Source organism: Streptomyces sp. NBC_00203 (assembly GCF_045206325.1).
GTDB classification, from domain to species: Bacteria; Actinomycetota; Actinomycetes; order Streptomycetales; family Streptomycetaceae; genus Streptomyces; species Streptomyces lutosisoli.
The window spans coordinates 3,727,829-3,751,356 of record NZ_CP108126.1 but is presented as its reverse complement, the minus strand read 5'-3'; the positions used below and the strand labels follow the sequence as shown (position 1 = coordinate 3,751,356).

The 23,528-nt window shown below is 71.0% G+C and carries 25 protein-coding genes; 8 read left to right on the top strand and 17 right to left on the bottom strand.

What is annotated here, in order from left to right:
• Positions 1-457: 457 nt before the first annotated feature.
• The 8 genes from OG975_RS16920 to OG975_RS16885 all read right to left on the bottom strand — a co-directional run bounded on the left by OG975_RS16920 (position 458) and on the right by OG975_RS16885 (position 8,987).
• The gene (locus OG975_RS16920) at positions 458-1,477 is read right to left on the bottom strand and encodes an N-acetylglucosamine kinase (RefSeq protein ID WP_406330083.1); all 1,020 of its coding nucleotides are present in this window, start codon (positions 1,475-1,477) and stop codon (positions 458-460) included.
• Positions 1,474-2,739, bottom strand: a complete 1,266-nt coding sequence (locus OG975_RS16915; protein WP_406330081.1) for a 6-phospho-beta-glucosidase — start codon at positions 2,737-2,739, stop codon at positions 1,474-1,476. The genes OG975_RS16920 and OG975_RS16915 overlap by 4 nt, the downstream gene beginning before the upstream one ends.
• A 5-nt stretch (positions 2,740-2,744) precedes the next feature.
• Positions 2,745-3,638, bottom strand: a complete 894-nt coding sequence (locus OG975_RS16910) for a carbohydrate ABC transporter permease (RefSeq protein WP_406330079.1) — start codon at positions 3,636-3,638, stop codon at positions 2,745-2,747.
• Positions 3,639-3,641: 3 nt separating this feature from the next.
• Positions 3,642-4,583 carry a carbohydrate ABC transporter permease gene (locus tag OG975_RS16905; protein ID WP_406330077.1) on the bottom strand — a complete coding sequence of 314 codons (942 nt, stop codon included), beginning with the start codon at positions 4,581-4,583 and terminating at the stop codon, positions 3,642-3,644.
• A 7-nt stretch (positions 4,584-4,590) separates the two neighbouring features.
• Positions 4,591-5,928 carry an ABC transporter substrate-binding protein gene (locus OG975_RS16900; protein WP_406330075.1) on the bottom strand — a complete coding sequence of 446 codons (1,338 nt, stop codon included), beginning with the start codon at positions 5,926-5,928 and terminating at the stop codon, positions 4,591-4,593.
• A gap of 82 nt (positions 5,929-6,010) precedes the next feature.
• On the bottom strand, positions 6,011-7,222 hold the full coding sequence (locus OG975_RS16895; protein WP_406330073.1) for an ROK family protein: 1,212 nt from the start codon (positions 7,220-7,222) through the stop codon (positions 6,011-6,013).
• Positions 7,223-7,491: 269 nt separating this feature from the next.
• Positions 7,492-8,343, bottom strand: coding sequence for a hypothetical protein (locus OG975_RS16890; protein ID WP_406330071.1), 852 nt, complete (start codon positions 8,341-8,343; stop codon positions 7,492-7,494).
• A 386-nt stretch (positions 8,344-8,729) separates the two neighbouring features.
• A complete protein-coding gene (locus OG975_RS16885; RefSeq protein WP_406330069.1) occupies positions 8,730-8,987 on the bottom strand; it encodes a hypothetical protein in 258 nt (85 codons plus the stop codon).
• A 16-nt stretch (positions 8,988-9,003) separates the two neighbouring features.
• On the opposite strand from OG975_RS16885, the gene OG975_RS16880 reads away from it, so the two are divergent.
• The 3 genes from OG975_RS16880 to OG975_RS16870 are packed head-to-tail and all read left to right on the top strand — an operon-like array spanning position 9,004 to position 10,353.
• Positions 9,004-9,486 (top strand): hypothetical protein, encoded by a 483-nt coding sequence (locus OG975_RS16880; protein WP_406330067.1) that lies wholly within the window; start codon positions 9,004-9,006, stop codon positions 9,484-9,486.
• 47 nt (positions 9,487-9,533) lie between these two features.
• On the top strand, positions 9,534-10,052 hold the full coding sequence (locus OG975_RS16875) for a hypothetical protein (RefSeq protein WP_406330065.1): 519 nt from the start codon (positions 9,534-9,536) through the stop codon (positions 10,050-10,052).
• Positions 10,045-10,353, top strand: a complete 309-nt coding sequence (locus tag OG975_RS16870; protein ID WP_406330063.1) for a hypothetical protein — start codon at positions 10,045-10,047, stop codon at positions 10,351-10,353. Before OG975_RS16875 ends, OG975_RS16870 begins: the two co-directional genes overlap by 8 nt.
• A gap of 9 nt (positions 10,354-10,362) precedes the next feature.
• Here OG975_RS16870 and OG975_RS16865 read toward each other — a convergent pair whose 3' ends face one another.
• The gene (locus tag OG975_RS16865; RefSeq protein ID WP_406330061.1) at positions 10,363-10,989 is read right to left on the bottom strand and encodes a Uma2 family endonuclease; all 627 of its coding nucleotides are present in this window, start codon (positions 10,987-10,989) and stop codon (positions 10,363-10,365) included.
• 213 nt (positions 10,990-11,202) lie between these two features.
• Positions 11,203-12,351, bottom strand: coding sequence for a mechanosensitive ion channel family protein (locus OG975_RS16860; protein WP_406330059.1), 1,149 nt, complete (start codon positions 12,349-12,351; stop codon positions 11,203-11,205).
• Positions 12,352-12,590: 239 nt separating this feature from the next.
• Between OG975_RS16860 and OG975_RS16855 the strand changes: the two genes are divergently transcribed.
• Positions 12,591-13,127 (top strand): HNH endonuclease, encoded by a 537-nt coding sequence (locus OG975_RS16855; protein ID WP_327428786.1) that lies wholly within the window; start codon positions 12,591-12,593, stop codon positions 13,125-13,127.
• 52 nt (positions 13,128-13,179) lie between these two features.
• Here the strand turns inward: OG975_RS16855 and OG975_RS16850 are convergent, their stop codons facing one another.
• The 5 genes from OG975_RS16850 to OG975_RS16830 are packed head-to-tail and all read right to left on the bottom strand — an operon-like array spanning position 13,180 to position 17,666.
• Positions 13,180-13,806 (bottom strand): hypothetical protein, encoded by a 627-nt coding sequence (locus tag OG975_RS16850; RefSeq protein ID WP_406330057.1) that lies wholly within the window; start codon positions 13,804-13,806, stop codon positions 13,180-13,182.
• A 20-nt stretch (positions 13,807-13,826) separates the two neighbouring features.
• Positions 13,827-15,287 carry a hypothetical protein gene (locus OG975_RS16845; RefSeq protein ID WP_406330055.1) on the bottom strand — a complete coding sequence of 487 codons (1,461 nt, stop codon included), beginning with the start codon at positions 15,285-15,287 and terminating at the stop codon, positions 13,827-13,829.
• Positions 15,284-16,084: an ABC transporter ATP-binding protein gene (locus OG975_RS16840; protein WP_406336294.1), complete on the bottom strand. Its 801-nt coding sequence runs from the start codon at positions 16,082-16,084 to the stop codon at positions 15,284-15,286. Before OG975_RS16840 ends, OG975_RS16845 begins: the two co-directional genes overlap by 4 nt.
• A 20-nt stretch (positions 16,085-16,104) precedes the next feature.
• Positions 16,105-17,019, bottom strand: coding sequence for a zf-HC2 domain-containing protein (locus tag OG975_RS16835; RefSeq protein ID WP_406330054.1), 915 nt, complete (start codon positions 17,017-17,019; stop codon positions 16,105-16,107).
• Positions 17,016-17,666, bottom strand: coding sequence for an RNA polymerase sigma factor (locus tag OG975_RS16830; RefSeq protein WP_406330052.1), 651 nt, complete (start codon positions 17,664-17,666; stop codon positions 17,016-17,018). Before OG975_RS16830 ends, OG975_RS16835 begins: the two co-directional genes overlap by 4 nt.
• Before the next feature lie 267 nt (positions 17,667-17,933).
• On the opposite strand from OG975_RS16830, the gene OG975_RS16825 reads away from it, so the two are divergent.
• The 3 genes from OG975_RS16825 to OG975_RS16815 all read left to right on the top strand — a co-directional run bounded on the left by OG975_RS16825 (position 17,934) and on the right by OG975_RS16815 (position 20,649).
• Positions 17,934-18,173, top strand: a complete 240-nt coding sequence (locus OG975_RS16825) for a hypothetical protein (protein WP_406330050.1) — start codon at positions 17,934-17,936, stop codon at positions 18,171-18,173.
• Positions 18,174-20,339: a 4-alpha-glucanotransferase gene (gene malQ / locus OG975_RS16820; protein WP_406330048.1), complete on the top strand. Its 2,166-nt coding sequence runs from the start codon at positions 18,174-18,176 to the stop codon at positions 20,337-20,339.
• Between the two features lie 70 nt (positions 20,340-20,409).
• Positions 20,410-20,649, top strand: a complete 240-nt coding sequence (locus tag OG975_RS16815) for a hypothetical protein (RefSeq protein WP_406330046.1) — start codon at positions 20,410-20,412, stop codon at positions 20,647-20,649.
• Positions 20,650-20,772: 123 nt separating this feature from the next.
• On the opposite strand, the gene OG975_RS16810 is transcribed toward OG975_RS16815, so the two are convergent.
• Positions 20,773-21,366: a TetR family transcriptional regulator gene (locus OG975_RS16810; RefSeq protein ID WP_406330044.1), complete on the bottom strand. Its 594-nt coding sequence runs from the start codon at positions 21,364-21,366 to the stop codon at positions 20,773-20,775.
• Between the two features lie 127 nt (positions 21,367-21,493).
• Between OG975_RS16810 and OG975_RS16805 the strand changes: the two genes are divergently transcribed.
• Positions 21,494-23,098 (top strand): FAD-dependent monooxygenase, encoded by a 1,605-nt coding sequence (locus tag OG975_RS16805; protein WP_406330042.1) that lies wholly within the window; start codon positions 21,494-21,496, stop codon positions 23,096-23,098.
• Here OG975_RS16805 and OG975_RS16800 read toward each other — a convergent pair.
• Positions 23,024-23,521 carry a MarR family winged helix-turn-helix transcriptional regulator gene (locus OG975_RS16800; protein ID WP_406330040.1) on the bottom strand — a complete coding sequence of 166 codons (498 nt, stop codon included), beginning with the start codon at positions 23,519-23,521 and terminating at the stop codon, positions 23,024-23,026. The two genes, OG975_RS16805 and OG975_RS16800, sit on opposite strands and share 75 nt — an antisense overlap.
• Between the last annotated feature and the right edge of the window lie 7 nt (positions 23,522-23,528).

Genomic DNA, 23,528 nt, shown 5'->3' with positions numbered 1-23,528 from the left:
GCGGACAAGGGTGCACGGCGGCAAGTATCGCCGCCGGGACTGACATCCGCACAGGCCTTGACTGGATCTTGTTCGGATCGCAGCGCAGCACGAAGCTCCGCGCACCACCCCCCTTCCCATGAACACGCGTTCCAGATCTGTTCGGTTCCCTCCCGACCTGCGCACCGTCCAGCGTTTCTCGCCCCCGCCGCCCCTACCCGTCCCATCCCCAGGGGCTCCGCCCCTTCGACCCCGTTTGGTTGTGTGTCGGGTGCGGGTGGGTGGGGGCTTGTCGCGCAGTTCCCCGCGCCCCTAAAAGATTGCGCAGTTCCCCGCGCCCCTTAAGGGGCGCGGGGAACTGCGCGAGCAACCCCCACCCACCCGCAGCCAAAGAACCCACCCCCCCCGGGGTCGAAGGGGCGGAGCCCCTGGGGATGGGACGGGTAGGGGCGGCGGGGGCGAGGAAACGCTGGGTGGGTCAGGGGGATTCGTAGAACGTTCTTGCGTGGGTGTGGGCCTTCGCGGGGGCGCCGACGTGGTCGAGGCCCAGAAGGACGGCGCCGAGTACCGGGCTGGCCGTGACGACCTGGGGGACCGCCTTGGGGGCGCGGGCGGCGAGGAGTTCGTGGATGCGGGTGTCGAGTTGGGGGTGGCGGGCGGCGAGGATGCTGCCGCCGAGGAGGACCGGGGTCTCGTCGGTGAGGAGGTCGAGGCGGGTCAGAGCCACCGTGGCCATGGCGACCACCTCGTCCGCGAGACGGTCGACCAGGGAGCGGGCCACCGGGTCACCGTCCACCGCCGTCGAGAACAGGACCGGCGTCAGCTCATGACGGCGGGCGTTCCCGATGTGCTCCAGGTGCAACGCCTCGATGAGGGAGTACATGGAGGACAGTCCGAAGTGTGCGGGCAGGGTGCGAGCCAGCGCCGTGGGACCGCCCCGCCCGTCCTCCGCGCGCGCCGCGTGCCACAGGGCCTCCTCCGCCAGGCCCCAACCACCGCCCCAGTCCCCGGAGATACGTCCGATCGCCGGGAAGCGGGCGGTGCGGCCGTCGGGGCGCATGCCGACGCAGTTGATGCCGGCGCCGCAGACGACGGCCACTCCGCGGGGCTCGGCGACACCGGCCCGCAGAATCGCGAAGGTGTCGTTGCGCACCTCCACACTCGCCCCCCACGCGCGCGCGTGCAGCGCCGCCGCCAACTGCTCCTCCTCCACCGGGAGATCGGCGTTGGCGAGGCACGCCGAGACATGGGCGACGGACGTGACGCCCGCCTCGGCGAACGCCCGCCGTACGGCGTCCGCGACCGCGTCCACCGCCGTCTCCACCCCGACCGCCGGGGGCCGGAACCCGCCCCCGCGCGCCGTACCCACGATCGCGCCGTCGGCCGCGACCACCGCGACGTCGGTCTTGCTGTTCCCCGCGTCGATGGCCAGCAGCAGTGCCGAACCCGCGGGGGCGGACCCGGCGGCCGTCCCGGCGCCGGATCCCGATGACGTCATGCCCACGCGAGGTGCTCCCGGTTGTGCGCGATCAGCTGGTCGGTGAGGGCGTCGGCGTACTCGTACTGGCCGACCAAGGGGTGGGAGAGGAGGGCGCGGAAGACCCGGTCACGGCCGCCGCGCAGGGCGGCCTCCAGGGCGAGGTCCTCGTACGCCGTCACGTTCGCCATCAGGCCCGCGTACAGCGGGTCCACGGCGGGGACGGGCAGCGGGCTGGGCCCGTTGGAGCCGATCGCCGCCTGCACCTCGATCACGGCGTCGTCCGGGAGGAAGGGCAGCGTGCCCTTGTTGTAGGTGTTGACCACCTGGTAGGGGCTTCCTCCTCCGCCCAGCAGCGACGCCGCGAGGTCCACCGCGGCTTCCGAGTAGTACGCGCCGCCGCGCTGGGCGAGCAGCTCCGGCTTCTCGTCGAGCGCCGGGTCGCTGTACATCGTCAGCAACCGGCGTTCCATCTCCGCGACTTCGGCGGCCCTCGACGGCTTCGTACGCAGCTCTCGTACGACCTCGTCGTGGGCGTAGTAGTAGCGCAGGTAGTAGGACGGGACCACGCCTAGGCGGTCGACGATCGTGCGGGGCAGGCGGAGGTCGTCGGCGACGGCTTCGCCGTGCTCGGCGAGCAGTTTGGGGAGGACGTTCTCGCCCTCGGGACCGCCCAGGCGCACACCGGTTTCCCAGGTGAGGTGGTTGAGGCCCACATGGTCCAGGTGAACATCCGCGGGTGAGACACCCAGCAGTCCGGCGAACTTCCGCTGGAAGCCGATCGCCACGTTGCACAGGCCGACCGTCTTGTGGCCCGCCTGGAGCAGGGCGCGCGTCACGATGCCGACCGGGTTGGTGAAGTCGATGATCCAGGCGTTCGGATTGGTGCGGCGGACGCGCTCGGCGATGTCCAGCACCACCGGCACCGTACGCAGCGCCTTCGCCAGGCCGCCCGCGCCCGTCGTCTCCTGTCCGACGCAGCCGCACTCCAGCGGCCAGGTCTCGTCCTGTTGCCGGGCGGCCTGGCCGCCGACGCGGAGCTGGAGCAGCACGGCGTCGGCGCCCTCCACACCCGCGTCCAGGTCGGAGGTCGTGACGATCCGGCCCGGGTGGCCCTGCTTGGCGAAGATGCGCCGGGCCAGGCCGCCGACCAGCTCCAGGCGTTCGGCGGCCGGGTCGACGAGGACCAGCTCCTCGATCGGCAGGGTGTCCCTCAACCGGGCGAAGCCGTCGATGAGTTCGGGGGTGTAGGTCGACCCTCCGCCGACCACGGTGAGTTTCATGGACGTCAACCCTTCACTCCAGTGAGCGTGACACCCTCGACGAACGCCTTCTGCGCGAAGAAGAACACGAGGATCACGGGGGCCATGACCAGCACGGTCGCGGCCATGGTGAGATTCCAGTCGGTGTGGTGCGCGCCCTTGAACGACTCCAGGCCGTAGGAGAGGGTCCAGGCGCCGGGGTTCTCGGAGGCGTAGATCTGCGGGCCGAAGTAGTCGTTCCAGGCGTAGAAGAACTGGAAGAGCGCGACGGCGGCGATACCGGGCCTGGCCATCGGCAGGACGACCTTCAGCAGCGTCTTCAGGTCCCCGCAGCCGTCGACCTTCGCCGCGTCGAGGTACTCGTTCGGGATGGTCATCAGGAACTGGCGGAGCAGGAAGATGGTGAACGCGTCGCCGAACGCCATCGGGATGATCAGCGGCCACAGCGTGCCGGACAGGTCCAGCTGCTTCGCCCAGAACAGGTACATCGGGATGACCACGACCTGGGGCGGCAGCATCATCATCGAGATGACCAGCATCAGCGACAGATTCCGGCCCCGGAAGCGGAACTTGGCGAGCGCGTAGGCGACCGGGATCGACGACACGACCGACAGGACGGTGCCGGCGCCGGCGTACAGCAGGGTGTTCTTCCACCAGGTCAGAAAGCCGGGGGTGTCGAAGACCTTCTTGTAGTTGCCCCACTCCCAGGTGTGCGGGATCAGATCGCGGCTGAGTGCCTGGCTGTCGCTCATCAGCGAGGTCAGGAACACGAACACGAAGGGGAGGACGAAGAAGAGGGCGGCCGCCACGCCCAGCGCGTGGACCGCGACCCACTCCAGGAGGGCCTTGCGGCGGGCGGTGCGCTCGGCGGGCGAGGCGGTGACCGCCAACTCCGCGGGCTTGTCCAGTACTTGAGTCATACGTCAGTCACCTGCCTGGATGAGGCCGCCCCGGCGCCGCATCAGGAACGCGGTGAACACCATGGACAGGACGAAGAGGACGAGTGCCACCACGCAGGCCGAGCCGTAGTCGAAGCGCTGGAAGCCCAGGTTGTAGACGAGCTGGGGGAGGGTCAGGGTGGACTTGTCCGGGTAGCCGGGCTCGAACTGCGTACCGGCACCCTGGATGACACCCGAGGCGACCTTTCCGGCGATCAGCGGCTGTGTGTAGCTCTGCATGGCCGCGATCACGCCCGTGACCACCGCGAACATCACGATCGGCGAGATGTTCGGCAGCGTCACGAACCGGAACCGTTGCCACGCCGAGGCGCCGTCCAGCTCGGCCGCCTCGTACTGCTCCTTCGGTACGTCGAGCAGCGCGGCCATGAAGATGACCATCAGGTCGCCGATGCCCCACAGGGCCAGCAGGGTCAGGGCCGGCTTCGACCAGGCGGGGTCGTTGAACCAGCCGGGGGCCGGGATGCCGACCTTCTCCAGGATCGAATTGACCGGTCCTGTACCGGGGTTGAGGAGGAAGGCGAAGGCCATCGTGGCCGCGACCGGCGGGGCGAGGTAGGGGAGATAGAAGAGGGTGCGGAAGACGCCCGTACCCGTCTTGATCTTCGTGATCAGCAGTCCCACGCCGAGCCCGAAGACGACCCTGAGGCTGACCATGACGACGACCAGCCAGAGCGTGTTTCTCAACGCGGGCCAGAACAGCGGGTAGTTCTCGAAGACGTACGTCCAGTTCTTCGTCCCGCTCCACGTCGGCGGTTTGAAGCCGTCGTAGTGCATGAAGGAGAAATAGACGGTCGAGAGCAGCGGGTAGGCGAAGAAGACCCCGAAACCGATCAGCCAGGGCGACATGAAGGCGAGCGTTCGCAGCGCGGAACGACGGCGCTTCGAAGCGAGGGTTACTGTGCTCATCCTCGTACTACTTCGCCTGCGCGATGTCCGTGTCGATCTGCTTGGCGGCGCTTTCCAGACCCGCCTTCAGATCCTTGGTCTTGCCGCTCTCGTAGTCGTATCCGAACTGCTGGATCGTCACGAGGTAGGTGCCGCCGTTGATGGAGGCCGGAGTCGTCGTCGAGTTCGGGTTCGACGCGATGTCCAGGAACGTCTTGAAGCGCGGGTCGTACTTCAGCTTCGGCGACTTGAGCGCCGCGAGCGTGGAGGGGACATTGTGGATGGCATTGGCGAATCCGACCACCGCGTCCGTGTTCGTGGTCATGTATTTGACCAGTTCCCAGGCCGCGTTCTGCTTCTTGCTGGTGGCCGCGATGCCGGCGATGGTGCCGGTGATGTAGCCCTTGCCGTACTGGTCGGCCTGGTCGTCGGGCACGGGCAGCGGGGCGACACCGATCTCGAAGTCCGGCTTGGCCTCCTCGGCCATGCCGAGCCGCCACTCGCCGTCCAGCTGCATGGCGACCTGACCGGTGTGGAAGGGGTGCTTGGCGCCCCATTCGTCACCGAGCTTGGAGCGGTAGGTCTCCAGCTTCTTGAAGCCGCCGAGTTCGTCGACGAGCTTCTTCTGGAGGGTGAAACCGGCGGTGAAAGCGGGGTCCTTGGCGATGTTCGACTTGCCGCTGCTGTCGAAGTACGTCGGCGAGAACTGACCGAAGTAGTGCTCGGTCGTGGACTCCCAGCCGTGGTAGTCCGGCATGAAGCCGAGCTGCGAGTAGGAGTCGCCCTTCGTGATGGTCAACTTCTTGGCGTCGGCCTCGAATTCGGACCAGGTCTTCGGGGGGCTGGTGATCCCGGCCTTCTTGAACGCGGTCTTGTTGTAGTAGAGCCCGTACGCGTCACCGAGCAGCGGAACCGAACAGCGGTTGCCGTCGAACTGGGTGTACTCGTTCATCGCCTTCGGGAAGGTCGTCTCCGGGTCGATTTTCGCCTTCTTGAAGAAGGGGTTGAGGTCGACGAGGGCGCCGGAGGAGCAGAACTTGCCCACATTGTTGGTGGTGAACGAGGAGATCACATCGGGGGCCTTGTCGCCGCCGGAGCGCAACGCCTGGTTGATCTTGTCGTCGGTCATATTGGCGACGATGTTGACGTGGATGTTGGGGTGCGTCTTCTCGAACCCCGCGACCAGCGACTTCACGGCCTTGACCTCGCCGGGAGCGCTCCAGGCGTGCCAGAAGTTGATCGTCTGGTCCTTGGAGGCGTCGTCGTTCGCGCCCGAGGAGGACTGGCCGGTACAGGCGGTGGCGAGGAGGGCTATCGAGGCGGAAGCGGCGAGCGCGACGACCGCTTTCCGGGGCATTCCGGGCATGACGGGGTCTCCCTAGGGCAGCGCAGGGCGGGGCGGGGGCGGTGAAGGAAGGTGGTGAGCGTGCGGGGAAGCGGGGAAGGGGCTAGCGGGAGGTGTCGAAGACCTCGTCGCGGGTGGCTGCCAGGGCGCTCTCCAACGCGCCGCGCAGCACGGGGTGTTCGTGTACGTCGCCGACGACGAGGCGCGGCCGGGACGCGGCCAGCTCCTCCAACTCGTCCTGGACCAGGGCGCGCAGCGGTTCGCCGCCCGCGGTGAGCGAGGCTCCGCTGAGCACGACCAGCTCGGGGTCGAGCACGGAGACCAGTGAGGCGAGACCGGTGGCGAGCCCGGTCGCGTACGTCTCCAGGAGCCGCCGGTGCGGCCCCTCGTCGATGGCGGCGGCCTGCCCGACGAGGGCGGCGGCGACCTCGGCGTACGGACCTGTGGGTACGTCCTTGATGCCGAGCTCGCGCGCCAGCTTGGGAATGGCCTGCGAACCGGCCAGCTCCTGGTAGCCACCGCTGTTGGCCTTGGTCACCTGGCGCACCAGGGGCGCGCCCGGCACCGGCAGGAAGCCGACCTCGCCCGCGCCGCCGGTCCAGCCGCGGTGCAGCCGTCCGCCGAGGACGAGCGCGGCGCCGAGACCGCCCTCGTTCCACAGCAGCACGAAGTCCTCGTGCCCCTGGGCGGCACCGAGGCGCTGCTCGGCTATGGCGACGAGGTTGACGTCGTTCTCGTACTCGACGGGCATCGGCAGTGCGGCCGCGAGCTCGTCGAGGAGGGTGGGGGAGTGCCAGCCGGGCAGGTGCGAGGCGTAGCGCAGCCGTCCGGTGTTCGGGTCGAAGGCGCCGGGGGTGCCGATGACGAGGCGGCGGACGTCGTCGCGGGCGAGCCCGGCCGCCTTCACGGCGCCGTCGAGGGCGTCGGTGACCTGGCGTACGACGGGCTGGGCGGGGCGGCGGCCGGGCGTGGCCAGCTCGTACTCGCCGACCGTGCGGCCGGTGACGTCGGCGACGGCGGCGAGGATGCGCTCGGGGGTGACGTCCAGCCCTGCCGCGTAGGCGGCGCCCGGATTGACCACGTACAGCTGGGCGTTGGGGCCCGGGCGGCCCTCGCTGGTGCCGGTGGCGAGCACGAGGCCGGCCGCCTCCAGACGGGCGAGGAGCTGCGATGCGGTGGGCTTGGACAGCCCGGTGAGCTTCCCGATCCGGGTCCGGGTGAGCGGTCCGTGCGCGAGAAGCAGGTCGAGGGCGGCGCGGTCGTTCATGGCGCGCAGGACGCGCGGAGTGCCCGGCGTACCGGCGGATCCTGCCATGTGTCGACACCTGACCTTTCTCAGCTGCCCAGCTTCCCAGTGATCGGGTAGGGAAGTCCATGCGGGTCCGTGAGGCGTGCCGCAAGATCACTGTTAGGAAAGTTTCCTGTTCGATGGAAGGAAAGTAGGCCGGAGGTCGCGGGGGCGTCAAGAGAAACCGCCCCCGCGGCAACAGACTCGTTACCTGCGGGGGCGGTGCGTGGGTGGTGCGGGGCCTGTGGGCGCCTTGCGGCTGCGGTGTGCGGCTCGCGGATGCCCTGCGGCCGGGACTACACCTGGGTGGGCGCCGGGTCCACCTCGACGTAGTCACCGGCGCCGGTCTTGGCGCCGGTGGTGGAGGTGCCCGCGAACTTGAAGCGGTAGTAGCCGCTCTTCGAGGCCTTCACGGTGGTCGACAGGGCGCCGGAGGTGCCGGACGTCACCGTCTTCACGGTCGTGTAGGTGTCACTGTTGCGGGCGCGGAACTGCAGGAGCACCGACTGGCCCTTGTAGCCCGAGTACTTGCTGGTCTCCCAGTTGGCGCGGGTCAGGGTGCCCTTGACGGTGATCGTCTTGCCCGCGACCGCCGGCTCCGGGGTGGCGTTGGCGGTGAGCTTGGCCGCGCGCTTGATCTGGGCGGAGCCGAGGCTGCCCCACATGTCGTAGCCGTAGTCGAGGCTGACGTGGCCGTCGGAGTCGTCGTCGTCCTGGTCGATGTGCCCGTAGTAGCCGGCGACCTTCCAGGTGGTGGCGTCCGCGGCCTCGTACAGGTAGTCGTACGGGTCGAGGGCGATCGTCTCGGTGCACGACTCGGTCACCGTGGTGTCGGTCGTGGCGGTGGTGGTGCAGGTGGGAGCGTCGTCGTTCCCGATCTCGTTGTCGGGCTCCGCGAGTGAGCCCCGGTAGAGCGAGATGCCCGCGGCGGTCGTCTTGTAGTCGATGACGAGGTCGGCGGGGCGGGTCAGCGTGTACGTGACCGGAATCTTCACCGTGCTGGTGGTGCCGACGACGATCGCCTTCCCGCCGTTGACCACCACGCCGGAGAAGGTCAGGTCCGGCGTGGCGGCCGACGCGGTCGGCACAGCCAGGGCGGACAGAGCCAGGGCACCGGAAACGGCGGCGCCTATGGCGAACTTGCGCATGGATTCCCCACATTCGAAGCGGGCCCCCGGGCATTGAGCTCCAGAACAAGGGCCCGCTGTTGAGGGTGACGATATGGCGTGGCCGGATGTGGGCGTAATGCGGGCAGCCTGTGAAGACGATTAATTCCGGGCGTGCGGAAGTGGGGGTCCAGTGGCGGGATCATGCGCATTACGACTTCGTCACGATCCTCTATAAGCGCAGGTCGGGGCCGTGTGGCGGGCATTGGGGATCATCTGTCCGATGTGGCAGGAATGCTTCGGCCGTGTCCACACAGTCCCGGCACAGGCGTGAACCGTTTGAGTCTCCTGTGTCCGTGCGCGTCAAGGGTGTTGGAGCGGTTCGAGGTCACCATGTGATGACGGTGGGCCGTCCCTCCTGTGCACGCTCACAGGTACCCGTTTTTTGATGACGTACGGTGCCGGGCGGCCAGGGCTTCAGCCCGGGCATCCCCAACCTGGGCCGAACCCTCCGGAAGTGACTGCATGAAGGCGAACCGCATGGCGTGGGCGGGACTGCTGTGTCTGCTGACGGCTGCCGCCGTGTCCTGCGACACGCGGTCCGGTGCCTCGTCGGCTCCCTCTGGGACACCGTCCTCCGCCGCGTCGCCCTCGTCCTCGGCGTCGTCCTCGTGCGCGAAGGGCACGTTCCATTGGGGAAAGGTGTCGGACAGCCCGAAGACGATCGCGGTGTCGCAACTCGTCCGGGTGAAGGCCGGCAAGGACTCCGCCAAGGTCACCTTCCGGTTCGCTCGGGTGCGCAGTGTCGTGGCACATGTCGAGGCGAGTGGAGCGGTGTCCGACAAGACGGTCTACAGGGCACTCGAAAAGCGCCTGGACCTGGACGGGCGGCTCCTGTGGCGCAACGGGAAGGCCGCGCCCGTTCAGGGGAAGCAAGAGGCCACCTTCTTCGACCTGGAGGGGAAGCCCCGGCAGTTCCTGGAAGCCCACGGTGTGCACGTCGTGGAGGCGAGTTTCGCCCTCGACTGTGAGACGGGACCGGGCGCGTCGGCCGTGCCGCTCTACGGCAACGTCACGGCCTGGTACGGGAGTGATGAGGCCTCGATGGCGTGTGGCCGCAAGCCCGCGAAGAAACGTTGGTTCAGAGAGGCCTACGACATGGTCTGTGCGGGGACTCGCTCATGAGGCTGTTGATGGCGTGCTGGCGCACGGCTGCTGTCGGGTGTGTCCCGTTGGCGGTGACCCAGGTGCTCATCGCCCTCCTGGACGAGGAGTTCACCTGGGGAGCCGCCGGCGAGGAGGCGGCCGGCGCCCTGCTCGCGTGGACGGTCGTGAGCCTCGCGGGGGCGGCCCTCGGGGTTCTGGTGCTGAGGAAGCGAGCCCGTGCGGCCGGCGTGGAGCTGTCCGCCGGGGCCCTGGATGAGCGGCAGACGCATGTGCTGCGCGCGGTGCCCGTCTCGGACGGCTGGCAGGAGCGGGTGCGCGACGAACTGAAGGCGTCGGAGCGGGTGTTCCTCGTCGCCGAGCGAGGCCACGAGGAGATCCACTTCCGGTGGCGCCCCGGGCGCGGGGACCGGTCCGTCTGGGGGTCGATGGCCTTCGACGCGACGGCGGGTGACGTCCTCCTCGACGTCCACGACGGGGAAGGCGCCCTGGGAGTCGCCGGGCTGGGCAAGGGGGCTTCCTTCGCCGCGATCTGCCAGATAGCCCGGACCGTGGGACTGGAGTCCTCGGGGGCGTCCCGTGGCTGAACTGTCCTGGTACGGCGTCCGATGCGTGTTCCGCCATCGTGACCTGGGCGTCTTCGAGGAGCGGTTGACGCTGTGGACGGCCGCTTCGCCGGACGAGGCCATCGCCCGCGCGGAGGCCGAGGCGCGCGAGTACGGCGAGGCGCTGGACGACACCGAGTACACGGGCTTCGCCGAGACGTACCGGATGGACGGCGGGCCGGGTGAGGGGGCCGAGGTCTTCTCCCTCATGCGGGAGAGCGACCTTCCCGCGGACGCCTATGTGGGGAAGTTCTTCGCCACGGGGGACGAGCGGACCGGTTGAGCGTCGGGCTTACTCCGCTGTCTCCAGGAAGGCGGCCGTGTCGAGGGTCGGGTACGGGTCCGGAAGGCGAAGCTGTCCGCCCAGGGCGGTCCTGACCTCGGAGTCGTAGTACGCCTTCGTGGGGTCCTCGCCGGACAGGACCGGGTCGGTGTAGCAGTGGGCCGTCTTCGTGTTGCGGTCGATCAGGACGTAGACGGGGACGCCCGCGGCGGCGTAGGCGCGCAGCTTCGGGCCGGTGTCCGTCTCGTGGTTGGTGGAGGTGACCTCGCCGACCAGGGCGATCATGTCGATGGGGTACCAGCCCCTGTGGGCCTTGAGGTACGACTCGTCGAGCTCGCTCGGCTTACGACGACGGACGTAGAAGTCCGGGATGAGCAGGGCCATCGTGGTGCCGTCCTTGTGGGCGGCTCGGTAGCCGTTGCCCATGCCCACCAGGCGGTGTCCTGCGACGCGGAACTGGAAGAACAGCTCGCCTGCGCCGTCGTTGTGGTTGTCGTTCGGTGCCGGTGGCACGATGGCCATCCCCTCGACGTACTCGGGTCGAATAGGCGTCGTTGACGCCTTCTCGATCGCGATCAGCAGATCGATGGGGTCCTGCTGCGTCATGACCGGCTCCATGATGGGTTCGGCGCTCATCGATGCTTCTCCCTCGTACGCTGATGCCAGGCTACGCCCGTGCCGGGTGCCCCGGCAGAACGATGGGCCACGCGCACGCCCTACGACCTGGGAATTCCGCACGCGTTCACTCGAACGAGCGTGCTGAACCGTTACGGCGGCCATCTCCGGGGCGCGCATATGAAAGAGGCGGCGCCCCGGACACTCCGGGCGCCGCCTCCGTCGTACACCGTGCTACTTCGGCGTGCTCGCCGGAGCGCTCGGCGCGGGGATCGGTGCGGTGGCCGCGACCTGCGGTGATGCCAGGTTCGCGTGGGCCGACGGGGCCGCGACGGACTCCGTGGGGTCCGGGGCCGGGTCCTCCTCCTCCGCCGGGGCGGGGCCGCCGACGATGCGGATGTCCGCGGCGTCGAAGGCGCGCTTGATGCGCCAGCGGAGCTCGCGCTCGACGGAGAGGGCCTTGCCGGGCATCGTCTTGGCCGAGACGCGGACGACCATGGAGTCGAGGAGGACGCTGTCGAGGCCGAGGACCTCGATCGGGCCCCAGAGGCGCTCGTTCCAGGGCTCTTCCTTGCTCATGGTCTCGGCGACCTGGTTCAGGACGGACTGGACGCGGTCCAGGTCCTCCGAGGCGCGGACGGTGACGTCGACGCCGGCCGTGGCCCAGCCCTGGGAGAGGTTGCCGATGCGCTTGACCTCGCCGTTGCGGACGTACCAGATCTCGCCGTTGTCGCCGCGCAGCTTCGTGACGCGCAGGCCGACCTCGATGACCTCGCCGGAGGCGACGCCCGCGTCGATCATGTCGCCGACGCCGTACTGGTCCTCCAGGATCATGAAGACGCCGGAGAGGAAGTCGGTGACCAGGTTGCGCGCGCCGAAACCGATCGCGACACCGGCCACACCCGCGGAGGCGAGCAGCGGGGCCAGATTGATCTCGAACGTGCCGAGGATCATCAGCGCGGCGGTGCCCATGATCAGGAAGGACGCGACCGAGCGCAGCACCGAGCCGATGGCCTGGGAGCGCTGGCGGCGGCGTTCGACGTTGACCAGCAGACCGCCGAGCGCGGTGCCGTCGACGGCCTGCGCGGTGTGGTTCATGTGTTCTATGAGCTTGGTGATCGCCCGCCGCACCACCACTCTCAGCACACCCGCGATCACCAGGATCAGCAGGACCCGCAGGCCGATGCTGAGCCAGGTGGACCAGTTCTGCTCGATCCAGCCGGCGGCGTTGGTCGCACTTTCCTGGGCGTCCTGAAGCGTGGCGACCGTCGGGTCCGTCGACGTCGAGGGTGACGGCGACGGGGTCGAACCGACGGCCAATAGGACGGGCAGGGACACGGCAGGTACCTCCAGGCGTAGCGGTCCGCCCGCGGCAGGGGACATTGAGGGGCACCGGTCGGGCAGACCCACCACACTAACGGGGCAACGCGGGAGGCTCGTCGCCATGTTCGAGGGAGAGACAGTGCTCACCTGGGGATGAAGAAGGGGACGAAGAAGGTGTGGTCGAAAACACTCCCAGCCCGTTACCGGGACATGGTGGCGCTTCCACCAGGCATTCGGGGACACTGGCCACAGATCGTCCCGGCGCGAGCCACGCGCCGCCGACGCCCAAGGAGGCATCCGTGCCGCATGTCCTGGTCCTCAACGCGTCGTACGAGCCGCTCGGCGTCGTACCGCTCCGCCGCGCGCTCGTCCTCGTCCTCGAGAACAAGGCCATCTGCCTCGAGGAATCCGGCGCCTTTATGCACAGCGCAACCGTTACTGTCCCCGCACCCAGCGTGGTCCGGCTGAAGAGGTTCGTGCGGGTCCCTTACCGGGGGCCCGTTCCGCTGACCAGGCGAGCTCTGTTCGCTCGCGACGGCGGCCGGTGCATGTACTGCGGTGGCGTCGCAACCAGCGTCGACCACGTCATCCCGCGCTCCCGCGGAGGTCAGCACGCCTGGGAAAACGTGGTGGCGTCATGCCGCCGCTGCAACCACACCAAGGCCGACCGTCACCTGGTCGAGATCGGCTGGCGCCTGCGCCATAAACCCGCCCCGCCGACGGGGCTCGCATGGCGCATCATCGGAACAGGGCATAGGGACCCGCGCTGGCTGCCCTACCTGCAGCCGTACGGCGCGGACGACGCGATGGCCCGGATCGACGGCATCTCCGCCTGACGATCCGGGCCTTTGTGTACCTGGCTGCAGCCTGGACCCGTACGACCCCGCGTCAGGCGCGGGGTCCTTCGGGTCGGGGGCCGCGCGCTGCGTAGAGTGCCGTGCCCAGCACGAAGAGTGCGAGGCCCACGGCCCAGGCGCCGCGCTGTGGGCCCGGCTGCATGAACCAGCCCAGGACGGTTGCCTTGCTCACACGGGGCGAGGCGGCCGAGAGGAACACGGCGCTGAAGTACAGCGTCGTCGGCATCCAGCTCAGCCGGGCGCCGAGCAGCACCGCCGAGGCCGCCGTGATGCCGATGGCCCCCAACGTGTTGCGGACCATCGCCGCCGCGCCGAACTCCTGGGCGTGCCCGGGTACGGCGAGGGCCAGCAGCACCGCCGAGAGCGCGGTCAGCACCAGCAGGTGGGCCAGGCGCCGCGGCCACCAGGGGCGTACGGCGGTGTCGTCCAGGTCGTGTGTGTACGTGTGGAGGCTCACGCCGATCGCCGTCGAGGCCAGCAGCGGGGCGAGCGAGAGCAACGGCACCCTGCTGTACGGGTCGAGGTACGTGGCCGGGCGGCTCGCCACCCACAGGGTGATGAGCGCGGCGCAGAGCAGGGTTGCCACAGTCGCCGGGACGGCGCGCGAGCGGGCATAGAGGACGAGGGGGCCCGGCCCGGGGCCGGATACGGCGTTCACCTTGAGTCTCCGTGCGGCATTCACAGGGACGGGACCTCGCTCGCCTTCGGGTCGCACTTCTGGGCCGTCGCGAAGTAGCGGCTGAGCCAGGAGCGGCGTTCGTCGTCGGTCATCGCGGTGAGGTGTGCGTATGCCTTGTCCTCCGCGCGGAACCTCGCGAGTTCCTTCGTCTCACCTTGCTGCCGGGCCTGCGCCACGGATTGCTCGCGTATCTCCTTGGACAAGGAATCAGGGGCCAGCCAGCGCAGTACGGCGTCGTCGGTCACCTGGATCCGCTGGGGCGGCAGATCCTCACAGTCGATGCGGACCAGCGCCCCGGCGGCCTCCCACGCATACTGCTCCGGGTCGGTCACCTTGCCGCGGACGACGCTCCAGCCGAACGGGGTGAGGTTCGGCAGCTGTGCCTCGTCCTTGTGCGGGTCGCGCCAGAGGTCCTCGTAGCGGACCGGCAGGTTCTCCACGCCCTTCAGCCGGCCGGTGAGACCGGACAGCGCGTGCGTCACCTCCGGCAGCATGCCCGGATAGGTGGCGTTGACGCAGATGTTCGGGGTGGTCGACTCGTCGCACACCTGCTGCCGGGCGAGCGGGTTGTCGCGCAGCAGGCCGTCTCCCGTCTGCACCAGGAGGACGGCGGCGCCGAGCGCGGCCGCGAGCGGCAGCAGCGCGGTGGCCCTGCGGTACGCGGCATGGGCCAGGACCGCGGCGGTGGCCAGCCCGGCCGCCCACAGGGCCGACAGGAGCGGATACCACCAGACGGGGAGGACGTCGTCACCGAAGACGTGGAGCAGGGCGAGTCCGAGGTAACGGAGGTTGGACGGCTGTTTGCCGAGGGTGCCGGCGGCGACGTATCCGCAGATGGCGAGCACGGGAGCGGTCAGCCGGAAGGGCGCCACCCGCCCGGCCGTGTGGCCGAGGACCGTGCAGGCGGCGAGAGAGAGGGCGGTGGCGGCGTGGACGAGCGGCATCGGGTCGCCCGCCGACGCGTACGGCGCGCAGGCGAGGACCGCCCCGGCGGTCACTACCAGGTACGCCCCGGCCAGCCAGCAGGCGAGGGGCAGGGCGGCCGTCAGGAACTGGGCGAGCGGCGTACGAGCGGTCGACGCGAACAGCTCCGTCGTCCGCCGTCTGCGCTCCCGGCCGCCCTGCCAGGCACCCGAGGCGATCGCAAACGGGACGCCGATCACGCCAGCCGCGGTGTTGAGCTCTTCGGTCATCTCGCCCCAACTGCCCTGCCACTGGACCGATGTGGCGGCGAGAGTCCACCCGAGAGCGAGGATCAGTCCGCCGCCTGCCCAGGGGGCGAAGCCGCGCAGGGACTCGACGCGGAAGGGGTGGGGAGCGGAACGGGGGCGGGCTTTCGGAGCGGACGGCGCCTGCGGGCGCGGGATCCGCTGACGGCCGTCGTCGGGCCGGCGGGTCCCGGTGCCGGCCGGTCGGCCGTCGGCCGGGCTGTCTCCGTTCGGCTGGACACGTACGTTCATCGGCCGGCCCCCGCCGCCGTGCGGTGGCCGCGCAGGGCCGCCGTGTAACCACGCTCGATGGCGTTGCCGTCGGACTCGTGACCGTTCGCGCCGAGGGCGGCGAGCGAGCGGGGTGTGCCGCGGTAGGCGACCCGGCCGGTCTCGATCAGGGTCACGTCCGTGCAGGCCGCGGCCACGTCCTCCACCAGGTGGGTGGAGACGATCACGGTGGCGCTCTCGCCCAGCTCCCGCAGCAACGCGCGGAACTCGACGCGCTGTTCCGGGTCGAGGCCCGCGGTGGGTTCGTCGAGGAGCAGGAGGCGGGGGTCGTTCACGATGGCCTGGGCGATGCCGACACGGCGGATCATGCCGCCGGACAGGGTCTTGACCTTCGCGTCGATACGGTCGGCGAGGCCGACCCGGGCCACGGCCCGTTCGACCGCGGCGGAGGCGGCCACGGCCGGCAGTTCCTTCAGCCACGCCACGTAGGCGACGAACTCCCGCACCGTGAAACCCGGGTAATACCCGAAGTCCTGTGGCAGATAGCCGAGTTCCCGGCGGACCGCGCCGCGCTCCCGGTGGCCGCGGAGGTCGCTGCCGAGCATCTCCACCCGGCCCGCGGTGGGCTCCGCGACCGTCGCGAGGACGCGGATGAGCGAGGTCTTGCCGGCGCCGTTGGGGCCGAGCAGACCGTGGACGCCGGGGCCGAAGTCCAGGTCGACGGCGTCCAGTGCGGTGGTCCTGCGGTGCCGGACGGTCAGCCCGGAGATCCGTATGGCGGCGGTCCGGAGGCCGTCTTCGCCGTGCGTGGCCGGCATGCCGGTCGTACCAGCGATGTTCACATCGTCTCCAGACGGTCGTACGCGGAACGGCGCGCGGCGAGGAGGAGGGCGCAGAGTGCGGCAGCCGCCGCCCAGCCCGCCTGGGGTGAGGCGCCGGTGAAGTAGAGGGAGAGCTGCTGTACGAGACGGGCCGTCAGACCGGTGCCGGTGGCCGTGAGGACGGGGGCCGCGAGCGCGAGCAGCCAGCCGCCGCCGACCACCGCCGTCGCGGTACGGCAGCCCACGTACCCGGACAGCACGAGCGAGGCCAGCGTCAGGGCAAGGCCGGGCAGCAGCCAGGTGGCCGCCGCCGGGGCCGCGGGCAGGTGCGGGCCGGAGGGCGGGAGCAGCAGCCCCGCCACCGTCAGCAACGGCAGGCTCACCGCCAGCACGGCGGCCGTTCGCATCAGCAGAAGGCGCAGTCCGCCGGACGGGGAGGTCGCGACGATCTCGTGGAGTGGATCGGCGTGCCGTCCGTACGAGAGGGCGACGCCTGTCACGGGTACGACCGGCGCGACAGCCAGCAGCAGTGGCCGCGCGCCGGCCGCCCCGCCCCCGTACGCGAGCGCGGCCGCCCCCACGGCCACCAGCACCACGGCCCCGGCCCAGGCCCCGCGCAGGGCGGGCCCGGCGGCCCAGACGATCCGTGTGAGCCGTCCCCCGGCGGCTCGCGTGGGAGCGGGAAGCCGGGTGGGGGCGGGAGCCGAGGCCCGTGCGGTGGTCGGTGCCGGTTCGCGTACCGCGTGCAGGACCGCGTCCCGCACCTGCGCGAGCACCACCCCGGCCGCCCCGGCGCGGGCCGCGTGCGAGACCCGTGCGGCGCACGGCCCGCAGCTCTCCAGGTGCTTCTCCAGTGACCAGGCGTCCGTCTCCGGGAGGGAGCCGTCCGCATAGCGGGTGACGAGGTCGTCGGGGGCGTGCCAGCCGGTCATGCCGGACCTCCCAGCGGGGTCGGTGCCAAGGACGGATTCAGGTAGGTGCCGAGCGCTGAATTCAGGGGTGCGCTCAGGGACGGGTTCATGGATGGGTTCACGGATGGGTTCAGATGGGCGAGGGCCGCGCGGAGTTCGGCGCGGGCGCGCATGGCGCGGGTCTTGACCGTGCCCTCCGGGATGCCGAGGAGACGGGCGGTCTCGCGCGTGGTCAGGCCGTCGACGACCGTGGCCCGCAGCACCTCGCGCAGTTCGGGAGAGATACGGTCCAGGGCCGAACCCACGTCTCCGTACTCGAGCCCGGTCAGCACGCTCTCCTCCGCGGAGGGCTCGGGCGCCGGCGCCGCGTACTCCACGCGCGCCGCCCGCTCCTGCACCCGCCGCGCGTCCACCAGACGCCGCGCCGCGATCGTCCACAGCCAGCCGCCGGCCTCCGCGCCCCGGTGCGCGCCGGCCGACCGCCAGACGGTCACGAAGGTGTCCTGCAACACCTCGCGCACCACTTCGGGATCGGCGCACCGCCGGGTCAGCCGCAGGTGCAGCCAGCCGGCGTGCCGGTCGTACAGTGCGGCCATCGCCGCCGAGTCGCCGTCCGCCACGGCCCGCAGCAGCGCCGCGTCCGTGTCGTCCTCCCGGTGGCCCCCCATGGGGCGGAACAGTCTCACACCCCGTCTATCGACCCCCTCGGGCCGATCGGTTCACTCCGCGGCCGAACGCGACGGCCGGTGTCGGCAAGGGTGGCCGAAGTGTCTTGTCTGCCCCAGCCTGGGGTTGTCGAAGGGGAACAGAATGTGACCGGGAGCACGTTGTTCGTCAGGGGACGTCTGCCGTCGCGCCCGCTGGGTAGGGCTGCGGTAACCCGCATTCGACACACGACGCATTCGACACACGACGCACTCGACAAGGAGGCCCCCGTGGCCGCATCGGGACACCTTCTTCTCTCGGCCCGCTCCAAACGCGAGGCGGAGTCGCCGGTCGAGCCCGAGGGCGCCCATCTGTGTCTGCTCAGCGCGGAGGGCGCCTGTGCGGAGGCGCCGCTGACCAGTGAGCCTCCGTTGCCCGACGCCGGACCCCTGACCAGCGAGCCGCCGCTGGCCGAGGCCGCGCACCTGACGAGCGAGCCCACCTCCACCGGCGTCGCTCCGGGGGTCTAGATGGCACCTCGTCGGTCCGCCGACCCACCGCAGACGGCGCCCCAGGTGCCACAGACCCCCTTGTCCCGGCTCGCCGAACTGCACGGCGTCGCCAGCTCCTACAGCCCCTCCCCGGACCGTACGGTCGCGGCCGACGACACCGCGCTCGTCGCGACCCTGGCCGCGCTCGGCGTCGACGCGAGCTCCCCGGACGCCGTGAGCGCCGCCCTCGCCGCACGGGAGGCCGGGACGCGGGAGCGGCTGCTGCCGCCGACCGTGGTGTGCTGGGGCGGCCAGGTCCCCGCCGAGCTGGCCGGACTGCCGGACGGCACCCGCCTCCGTATCGCCACCGAACAGGGCGAGACGCGCGCCTCGGCCGAACAACTCCCGCCCGGCGTCCACGCGTTGCACGCCACCGCGCCCGACGGCCGCACCGCCGACACCCACCTCGTCGTGGCCCCCGCCCGGCTGCCCACGCCGCCCGGACGCACGTACGGCCTCCTCGTCCAGCTCTACTCCCTCCTCTCCCGCCGCTCCTGGGGCATGGGCGACCTGGGCGACCTCAGTGAGCTGACCGCCTGGGCGGGCCGGGCGCTCGGCGCCGGCTTCGTGCAGGTCAACCCGTTGCACGCGGCCGTACCCGGCGCCCCCACCGACCCCTCCCCGTACCGGCCCTCCTCCCGCCGCTTCGCCGACCCGGTGCATCTGCGGGTCGAGGACATCCCCGAGTTCGCGTACGCCGACGAGCCCGACCGGCTGCGTACGCTGCTGGAGCGCGCCGAGCGGCTGCGTGAATCCGTGCTGCACAAAGGCGCGTTGATCGACCGCGACGCCGTCTGGGAGTTCAAGCGCGAGGCGCTGGAACTGGTGCGCGCGGTGCCCCTCGGGCCCGGCAGGCGAGCCGCGTACGCCGACTTCCTCGCCGAGGAGGGCGAGGCCCTGGAGGACCACGCCACCTGGTGCGCGCTCGCCGAGGTGTACGGCTCCGACTGGCACACCTGGCCCCAGGGCCTGCGCGACCCCCGCTCGTCCGAAACCGCCCGGGCCCGCGGCGAGTTGATGGACCGCGTCGACTTCCACACCCGGCTCGCCTGGCTCACGGACGCCCAGCTCGCCACCGCCCAGCGCTCCGCGCGCGACGCGGGCATGGCCGTGGGCCTCGTACACGATCTCGCCGTCGGGGTGCATCCGGACGGTGCCGACGCCTGGGCGCAGCAGGAGTACTTCGCGGCGGGCATGTCGGTCGGCGCACCCCCGGACGCCTTCAACGCGCGCGGCCAGGACTGGGGCCTGCCGCCCTGGCGCCCGGACCGGCTCGCCGCGTCCGGCTACGCCCCGTACCGCCGTCTCCTGCGCGCCCTCTTCCGGCACGCGGGCGCCCTGCGCATCGACCACGTCATGGGCCTGTTCCGGCTCTGGTGGATCCCGCAGGGCCGGCCGCCCACGGAGGGCGCATACGTCCGTTACGACGCCGAGGCGATGCTCGCGATCCTGGCGCTGGAGGCCTCCCGGGCCGGGGCGCTGGTGATCGGCGAGGACCTCGGCACGGTGGAGCCGGGCGTGCGCGAGACGCTCCAGGCGCGCGGGGTGCTCGGCACCTCGGTGCTGTGGTTCGAACGCGACTGGGACGGCGACGGACAGCCCCTTCCCCCCGAGCGCTGGCGCGCCGACTGCCTGGCCACCGCCACCACCCACGATCTGCCGCCCACCGCGGCCCGGCTCACCGGCGACCACGTCGAACTCCGCGACCGGCTCGGCCTGTTGACCGGATCCCTGGAGGAGGAACGGGCCGCGGCCGCCGCGGACACGGGGGAGTGGCTGACGCTGCTCACCCGGCTCGGGCTGCTGCACTGCGCGAGCGGCGGCTGCCCCGCGGTGTCGGAGGAGGCCGAGATCCAGGCCGTGCACCGGTTCCTGCTGCGCACCCCGGCCCGCATGATCGGCGTCTGGCTGCCGGACGCGATCGGCGACCGCCGCCCGCAGAATCTGCCCGGCACCTGGGACCAGTACCCCAACTGGCGCCTGCCTGTGGCGGACGCCGAGGGCCGCCCGGTGACGCTGGAGGAACTGGCCGCGTCGCCCAGGCTGCACGCGCTGATCGAGGTGGTGCGGGCGCGTTCCGGGGGCGGTGGGGGCGGTGGGGACCGCGGCGGCGGGGACCGCGGGGGTGGTCGCGCGGAGCGCTGAGTACCTCCGTAGTACCTCCGTACGGCACCCCGGGCGCGCGACTCATTCAGGTGTTCGCTACGTTTGCACCGTGGACAAGAAGAACGCCCTGCGCGCCGGCGCTTTGGCCGCCGGTACGACGCTGATGATGCTGCTCATGTCGTCCCCCGCGCTCGCGCTGACCCGCGACGACGGTGACGACCCCGGCCAGGGCCTCAGCGTGATCAACACGCTGGGTCTCTACGTCGTGACGCCGATCGTGCTGTTCCTGATCATCGCGGGCCTCGTGATGGGCCTGGACAAGTCCCGTGATCGGCAGAAGCAGAGCTGATCCCGCTCCGCTCTCACTCACTCTTTCGGTCGAGGGAGTCGGTGCACCCGCTGGGTGCGCCGGCTCCCTCGACCTGTTTCCGCGGGTACGTGAACGCGCCGTGAATGCGCGGGTGCCCGCGTTCTACGGGTTCGGCGCCGTCAGATACCGCTGCACCGTCGGGCCCAGCCACGCCACGATCTCCCCGCGGCTCAGCGCGACGGCCGGCCCGAACCGCAGGATGTAGCGGGCGAGCGCCAGCCCGAGCAGCTGTGAGGAGCACAGCGCGGCCCGTGCGGGAGCCTGCTCGGGGTCGGGGCAGGCGCGCACGGCGAACGGCGCCAGCTGGTCGCGGAAGATGGCCTGCATGCGCTCGGCGCCGGCCTGATTGGTGACGCCGACCCGGAGTATCGCGGTGAGCGCCTCGTTCTCCTCCCAGAGGTCGAGGAAGTGGCTCACCAGGACGCGGCCCATGTCGTGCCGGTCGAGGCCCGCCGGATCGGGCATCCGCAGATCGACGTCGAGCACGGCGGCGAACAACCCCTCCTTCGAGCCGTAATAGCGCATGACCATCGACGGATCGATCCGTGCGTCCTTGGCGATGGCGCGGATGGTGGCCCGCTCGTAGCCGTCGGCCGCGAAGCGCTCGCGGGCCGCGGCGAGGATCGCGGTGCGGGTCGCGTCGGAGCGGCGGGGCGCGGCGGCGGAGGCGGAGGGCTGGTGTTCCTTGACTGCCATGCCAACAAGCGTAGGCCAACACGTGTTGACAGTCCAATGGGGTCACCGTATGTTGGCAAACAGACGTTGGCCAACAAGTGTTGGCAAGCGAGCGTTGACCAGCAGACGTTGGCATCAGGAGGCCGCCATGAACGGCAACACGAGCAACACGCACACCACCCGCACCGTGCGCGACACGGACACCACCAGCACCGTGCGCAACACGGGCCCCACCGCTCCCCGCGACGTCATCGTCGTCGGCTCCGGCCCCACCGGGCTGCTGCTGGCCGGCGACCTTGCCACCGCCGGCGTCCCCGTCACCCTCGTCGAGAAGCGCCCGCACAAGATCAGCAACCTCTCCCGCGCCTTCGTCCTGCACGCCCGCACCCTGGAGCAGCTCGACGCCCGCGGCCTCGCCGACGGCCTGGAGCTCAGCGGCCGGCCCCTCGACCGCATCCGTCTCTTCGGCGGACTCACCATCGCGCTCGACACCCTCCCCTCCCGCTTCAACCACCTCCTCGTCATCCCGCAGTACGAGGTGGAGAAGGCGCTGCTGCGGCGGGCGGAAGAGGCCGGAGTGCGGTTCCGGTACGAGAGCGAGGTCACCGGGCTGAGCCAGGACGCGGACGGGGTGACGCTCGAAGTCCGGCGCCCGGACGGCGAGTCGGAGACGCTGGCGGCCGCGTATGCCGTCGGGACGGACGGGATGCGCAGCGCGGTGCGCGCGGCGGTCGGGCTGCCGTTCCCCGGCAAGTCGGTCATCCGGTCCGTCGTCCTCGCGGACGTCCGGCTCGACGAGGAGCCCGAGTCGGTGCTCACCGCCAACGCCGTCGGCGACGCCTTCGCCTTCATCGCGCCCTTCGGCGACGGCTACTACCGGGTGATCGGCTGGCACCGCGGCCGCGACGTCCCCGACAGTGAGCCGCTCGAACTCGACGAGGTCAAGGAGATCGCCCGGCTCGCCCTCGGCCACGACTACGGCATGCGCGACGCCCGCTGGATGTCCCGCTTCCACAGCGACGAGCGCCAGGCGCCCGCCTACCGCGTGGGCCGCGTCTTCCTCGCCGGGGACGCCGCCCACGTCCACACCCCGGCCGGCGGCCAGGGCATGAACACCGGTCTCCAGGACGCGGCGAACCTCGGCTGGAAGCTGGCGGCCGTCCTCAACGGGCACGCGGACACCGCCCTGTTGGACACCTACCAGGCCGAGCGCCACCCCGTCGGCAAGTCCGTGCTGCGCAGCAGCGGCGGCATCGTACGGCTCGCGATGGCCAAGTACCCCTGGACGCTGGCGCTGCGCGCCGGGATCACCGCGTTCCTCAACCGCGTCGGCCCCGCCCGTCGCAAGGCCGCGGGCCAGATCACGGGCATCGGTTACGCGTACGGGGCGCCGCGCGGCGCGCACCGCCTGGTCGGCACGCGCGTCCCGGACGTCGCCCTGAAGAGCGGCCGCCTCTACGAGGCCCTGCGCGGCGGCAGGTTCGTACTGATCGCCCCTCGGCCGTACGACGCCGGGGACCGCGCCGACCGCCTCGCCGTCGAGCGCTGGGCGAGCGACCGGCGTACGACCGTGCTCGTGCGGCCCGACGGATATGTGGCCTGGGCCGCGGAGACCCCGGACGCGGCGGCGGTCGAGGCGGCGCTGGCCGCCGCGGTGGGCGAGTCGGGCGCGGGCAGACTAGTCGGTGGCGCCGGCCAGCAACTGGCGCAGGAGACCGGCGAGTTGGCCGGCCTGGTCCTCGTCGAGGGCTGAGAGGGCCTCCGTCTGGACGGCGAGCCCCGCTCCGACGGCCTCGTCGATCAGCCGCAGACCCTCGTCGGTGAGCGTGACCTGGAGCCCGCGCCGGTCGTGCGGATCGGGTGAGCGGCGGAGCAGTCCGGCCCGCTCCAGCTTGTCCAGGCGCCCGGTCATCCCGCCGGTGGTGAGCATGAGCGTCGCCGAGAGCTGCCGGGGCGAGAGCGCGTACGGGGCGTCCGAGCGGCGCAGCGTCGCCAGCACATCGAACTCCCCGCGCGAGATGCCGTAGCGCGCGTACGCCTTCTCCATCCGGTCGCCCATCGCGCGCGCCAGCCGGAAGATCCGGCCGAAGACCTCCATCGCGGCGGTGTCGAGGTCCGGCCGGACCGTGGCCCACTGCCCGATGATCGCGTCGACGGGGTCTTTGGGAGTGCTCATGGGGCGA

Excerpts from the sequence above, each read along its gene's own strand:
- OG975_RS16905 (WP_406330077.1), bottom strand. The coding sequence starts at position 4,583 with ATGAGCACAGTAACCCTCGCTTCGAAGCGCCGTCGTTCCGCGCTGCGA.
- OG975_RS16920 (WP_406330083.1), bottom strand. The coding sequence starts at position 1,477 with ATGACGTCATCGGGATCCGGCGCCGGGACGGCCGCCGGGTCCGCCCCC.
- OG975_RS16830 (WP_406330052.1), bottom strand. The coding sequence starts at position 17,666 with ATGGGGGGCCACCGGGAGGACGACACGGACGCGGCGCTGCTGCGGGCC.
- OG975_RS16915 (WP_406330081.1), bottom strand. The coding sequence starts at position 2,739 with ATGAAACTCACCGTGGTCGGCGGAGGGTCGACCTACACCCCCGAACTC.
- OG975_RS16840 (WP_406336294.1), bottom strand. The coding sequence starts at position 16,084 with ATGCCGGCCACGCACGGCGAAGACGGCCTCCGGACCGCCGCCATACGG.
- OG975_RS16805 (WP_406330042.1), top strand. The coding sequence starts at position 21,494 with ATGAACGGCAACACGAGCAACACGCACACCACCCGCACCGTGCGCGAC.
- OG975_RS16810 (WP_406330044.1), bottom strand. The coding sequence starts at position 21,366 with ATGGCAGTCAAGGAACACCAGCCCTCCGCCTCCGCCGCCGCGCCCCGC.
- OG975_RS16835 (WP_406330054.1), bottom strand. The coding sequence starts at position 17,019 with ATGACCGGCTGGCACGCCCCCGACGACCTCGTCACCCGCTATGCGGAC.
- OG975_RS16910 (WP_406330079.1), bottom strand. The coding sequence starts at position 3,638 with ATGACTCAAGTACTGGACAAGCCCGCGGAGTTGGCGGTCACCGCCTCG.
- OG975_RS16845 (WP_406330055.1), bottom strand. The coding sequence starts at position 15,287 with ATGAACGTACGTGTCCAGCCGAACGGAGACAGCCCGGCCGACGGCCGA.
- OG975_RS16865 (WP_406330061.1), bottom strand. The coding sequence starts at position 10,989 with ATGAGCGCCGAACCCATCATGGAGCCGGTCATGACGCAGCAGGACCCC.
- OG975_RS16800 (WP_406330040.1), bottom strand. The coding sequence starts at position 23,521 with ATGAGCACTCCCAAAGACCCCGTCGACGCGATCATCGGGCAGTGGGCC.
- OG975_RS16890 (WP_406330071.1), bottom strand. The coding sequence starts at position 8,343 with ATGCGCAAGTTCGCCATAGGCGCCGCCGTTTCCGGTGCCCTGGCTCTG.
- malQ (WP_406330048.1), top strand. The coding sequence starts at position 18,174 with ATGGCACCTCGTCGGTCCGCCGACCCACCGCAGACGGCGCCCCAGGTG.
- OG975_RS16860 (WP_406330059.1), bottom strand. The coding sequence starts at position 12,351 with ATGTCCCCTGCCGCGGGCGGACCGCTACGCCTGGAGGTACCTGCCGTG.
- OG975_RS16895 (WP_406330073.1), bottom strand. The coding sequence starts at position 7,222 with ATGGCAGGATCCGCCGGTACGCCGGGCACTCCGCGCGTCCTGCGCGCC.
- OG975_RS16900 (WP_406330075.1), bottom strand. The coding sequence starts at position 5,928 with ATGCCCGGAATGCCCCGGAAAGCGGTCGTCGCGCTCGCCGCTTCCGCC.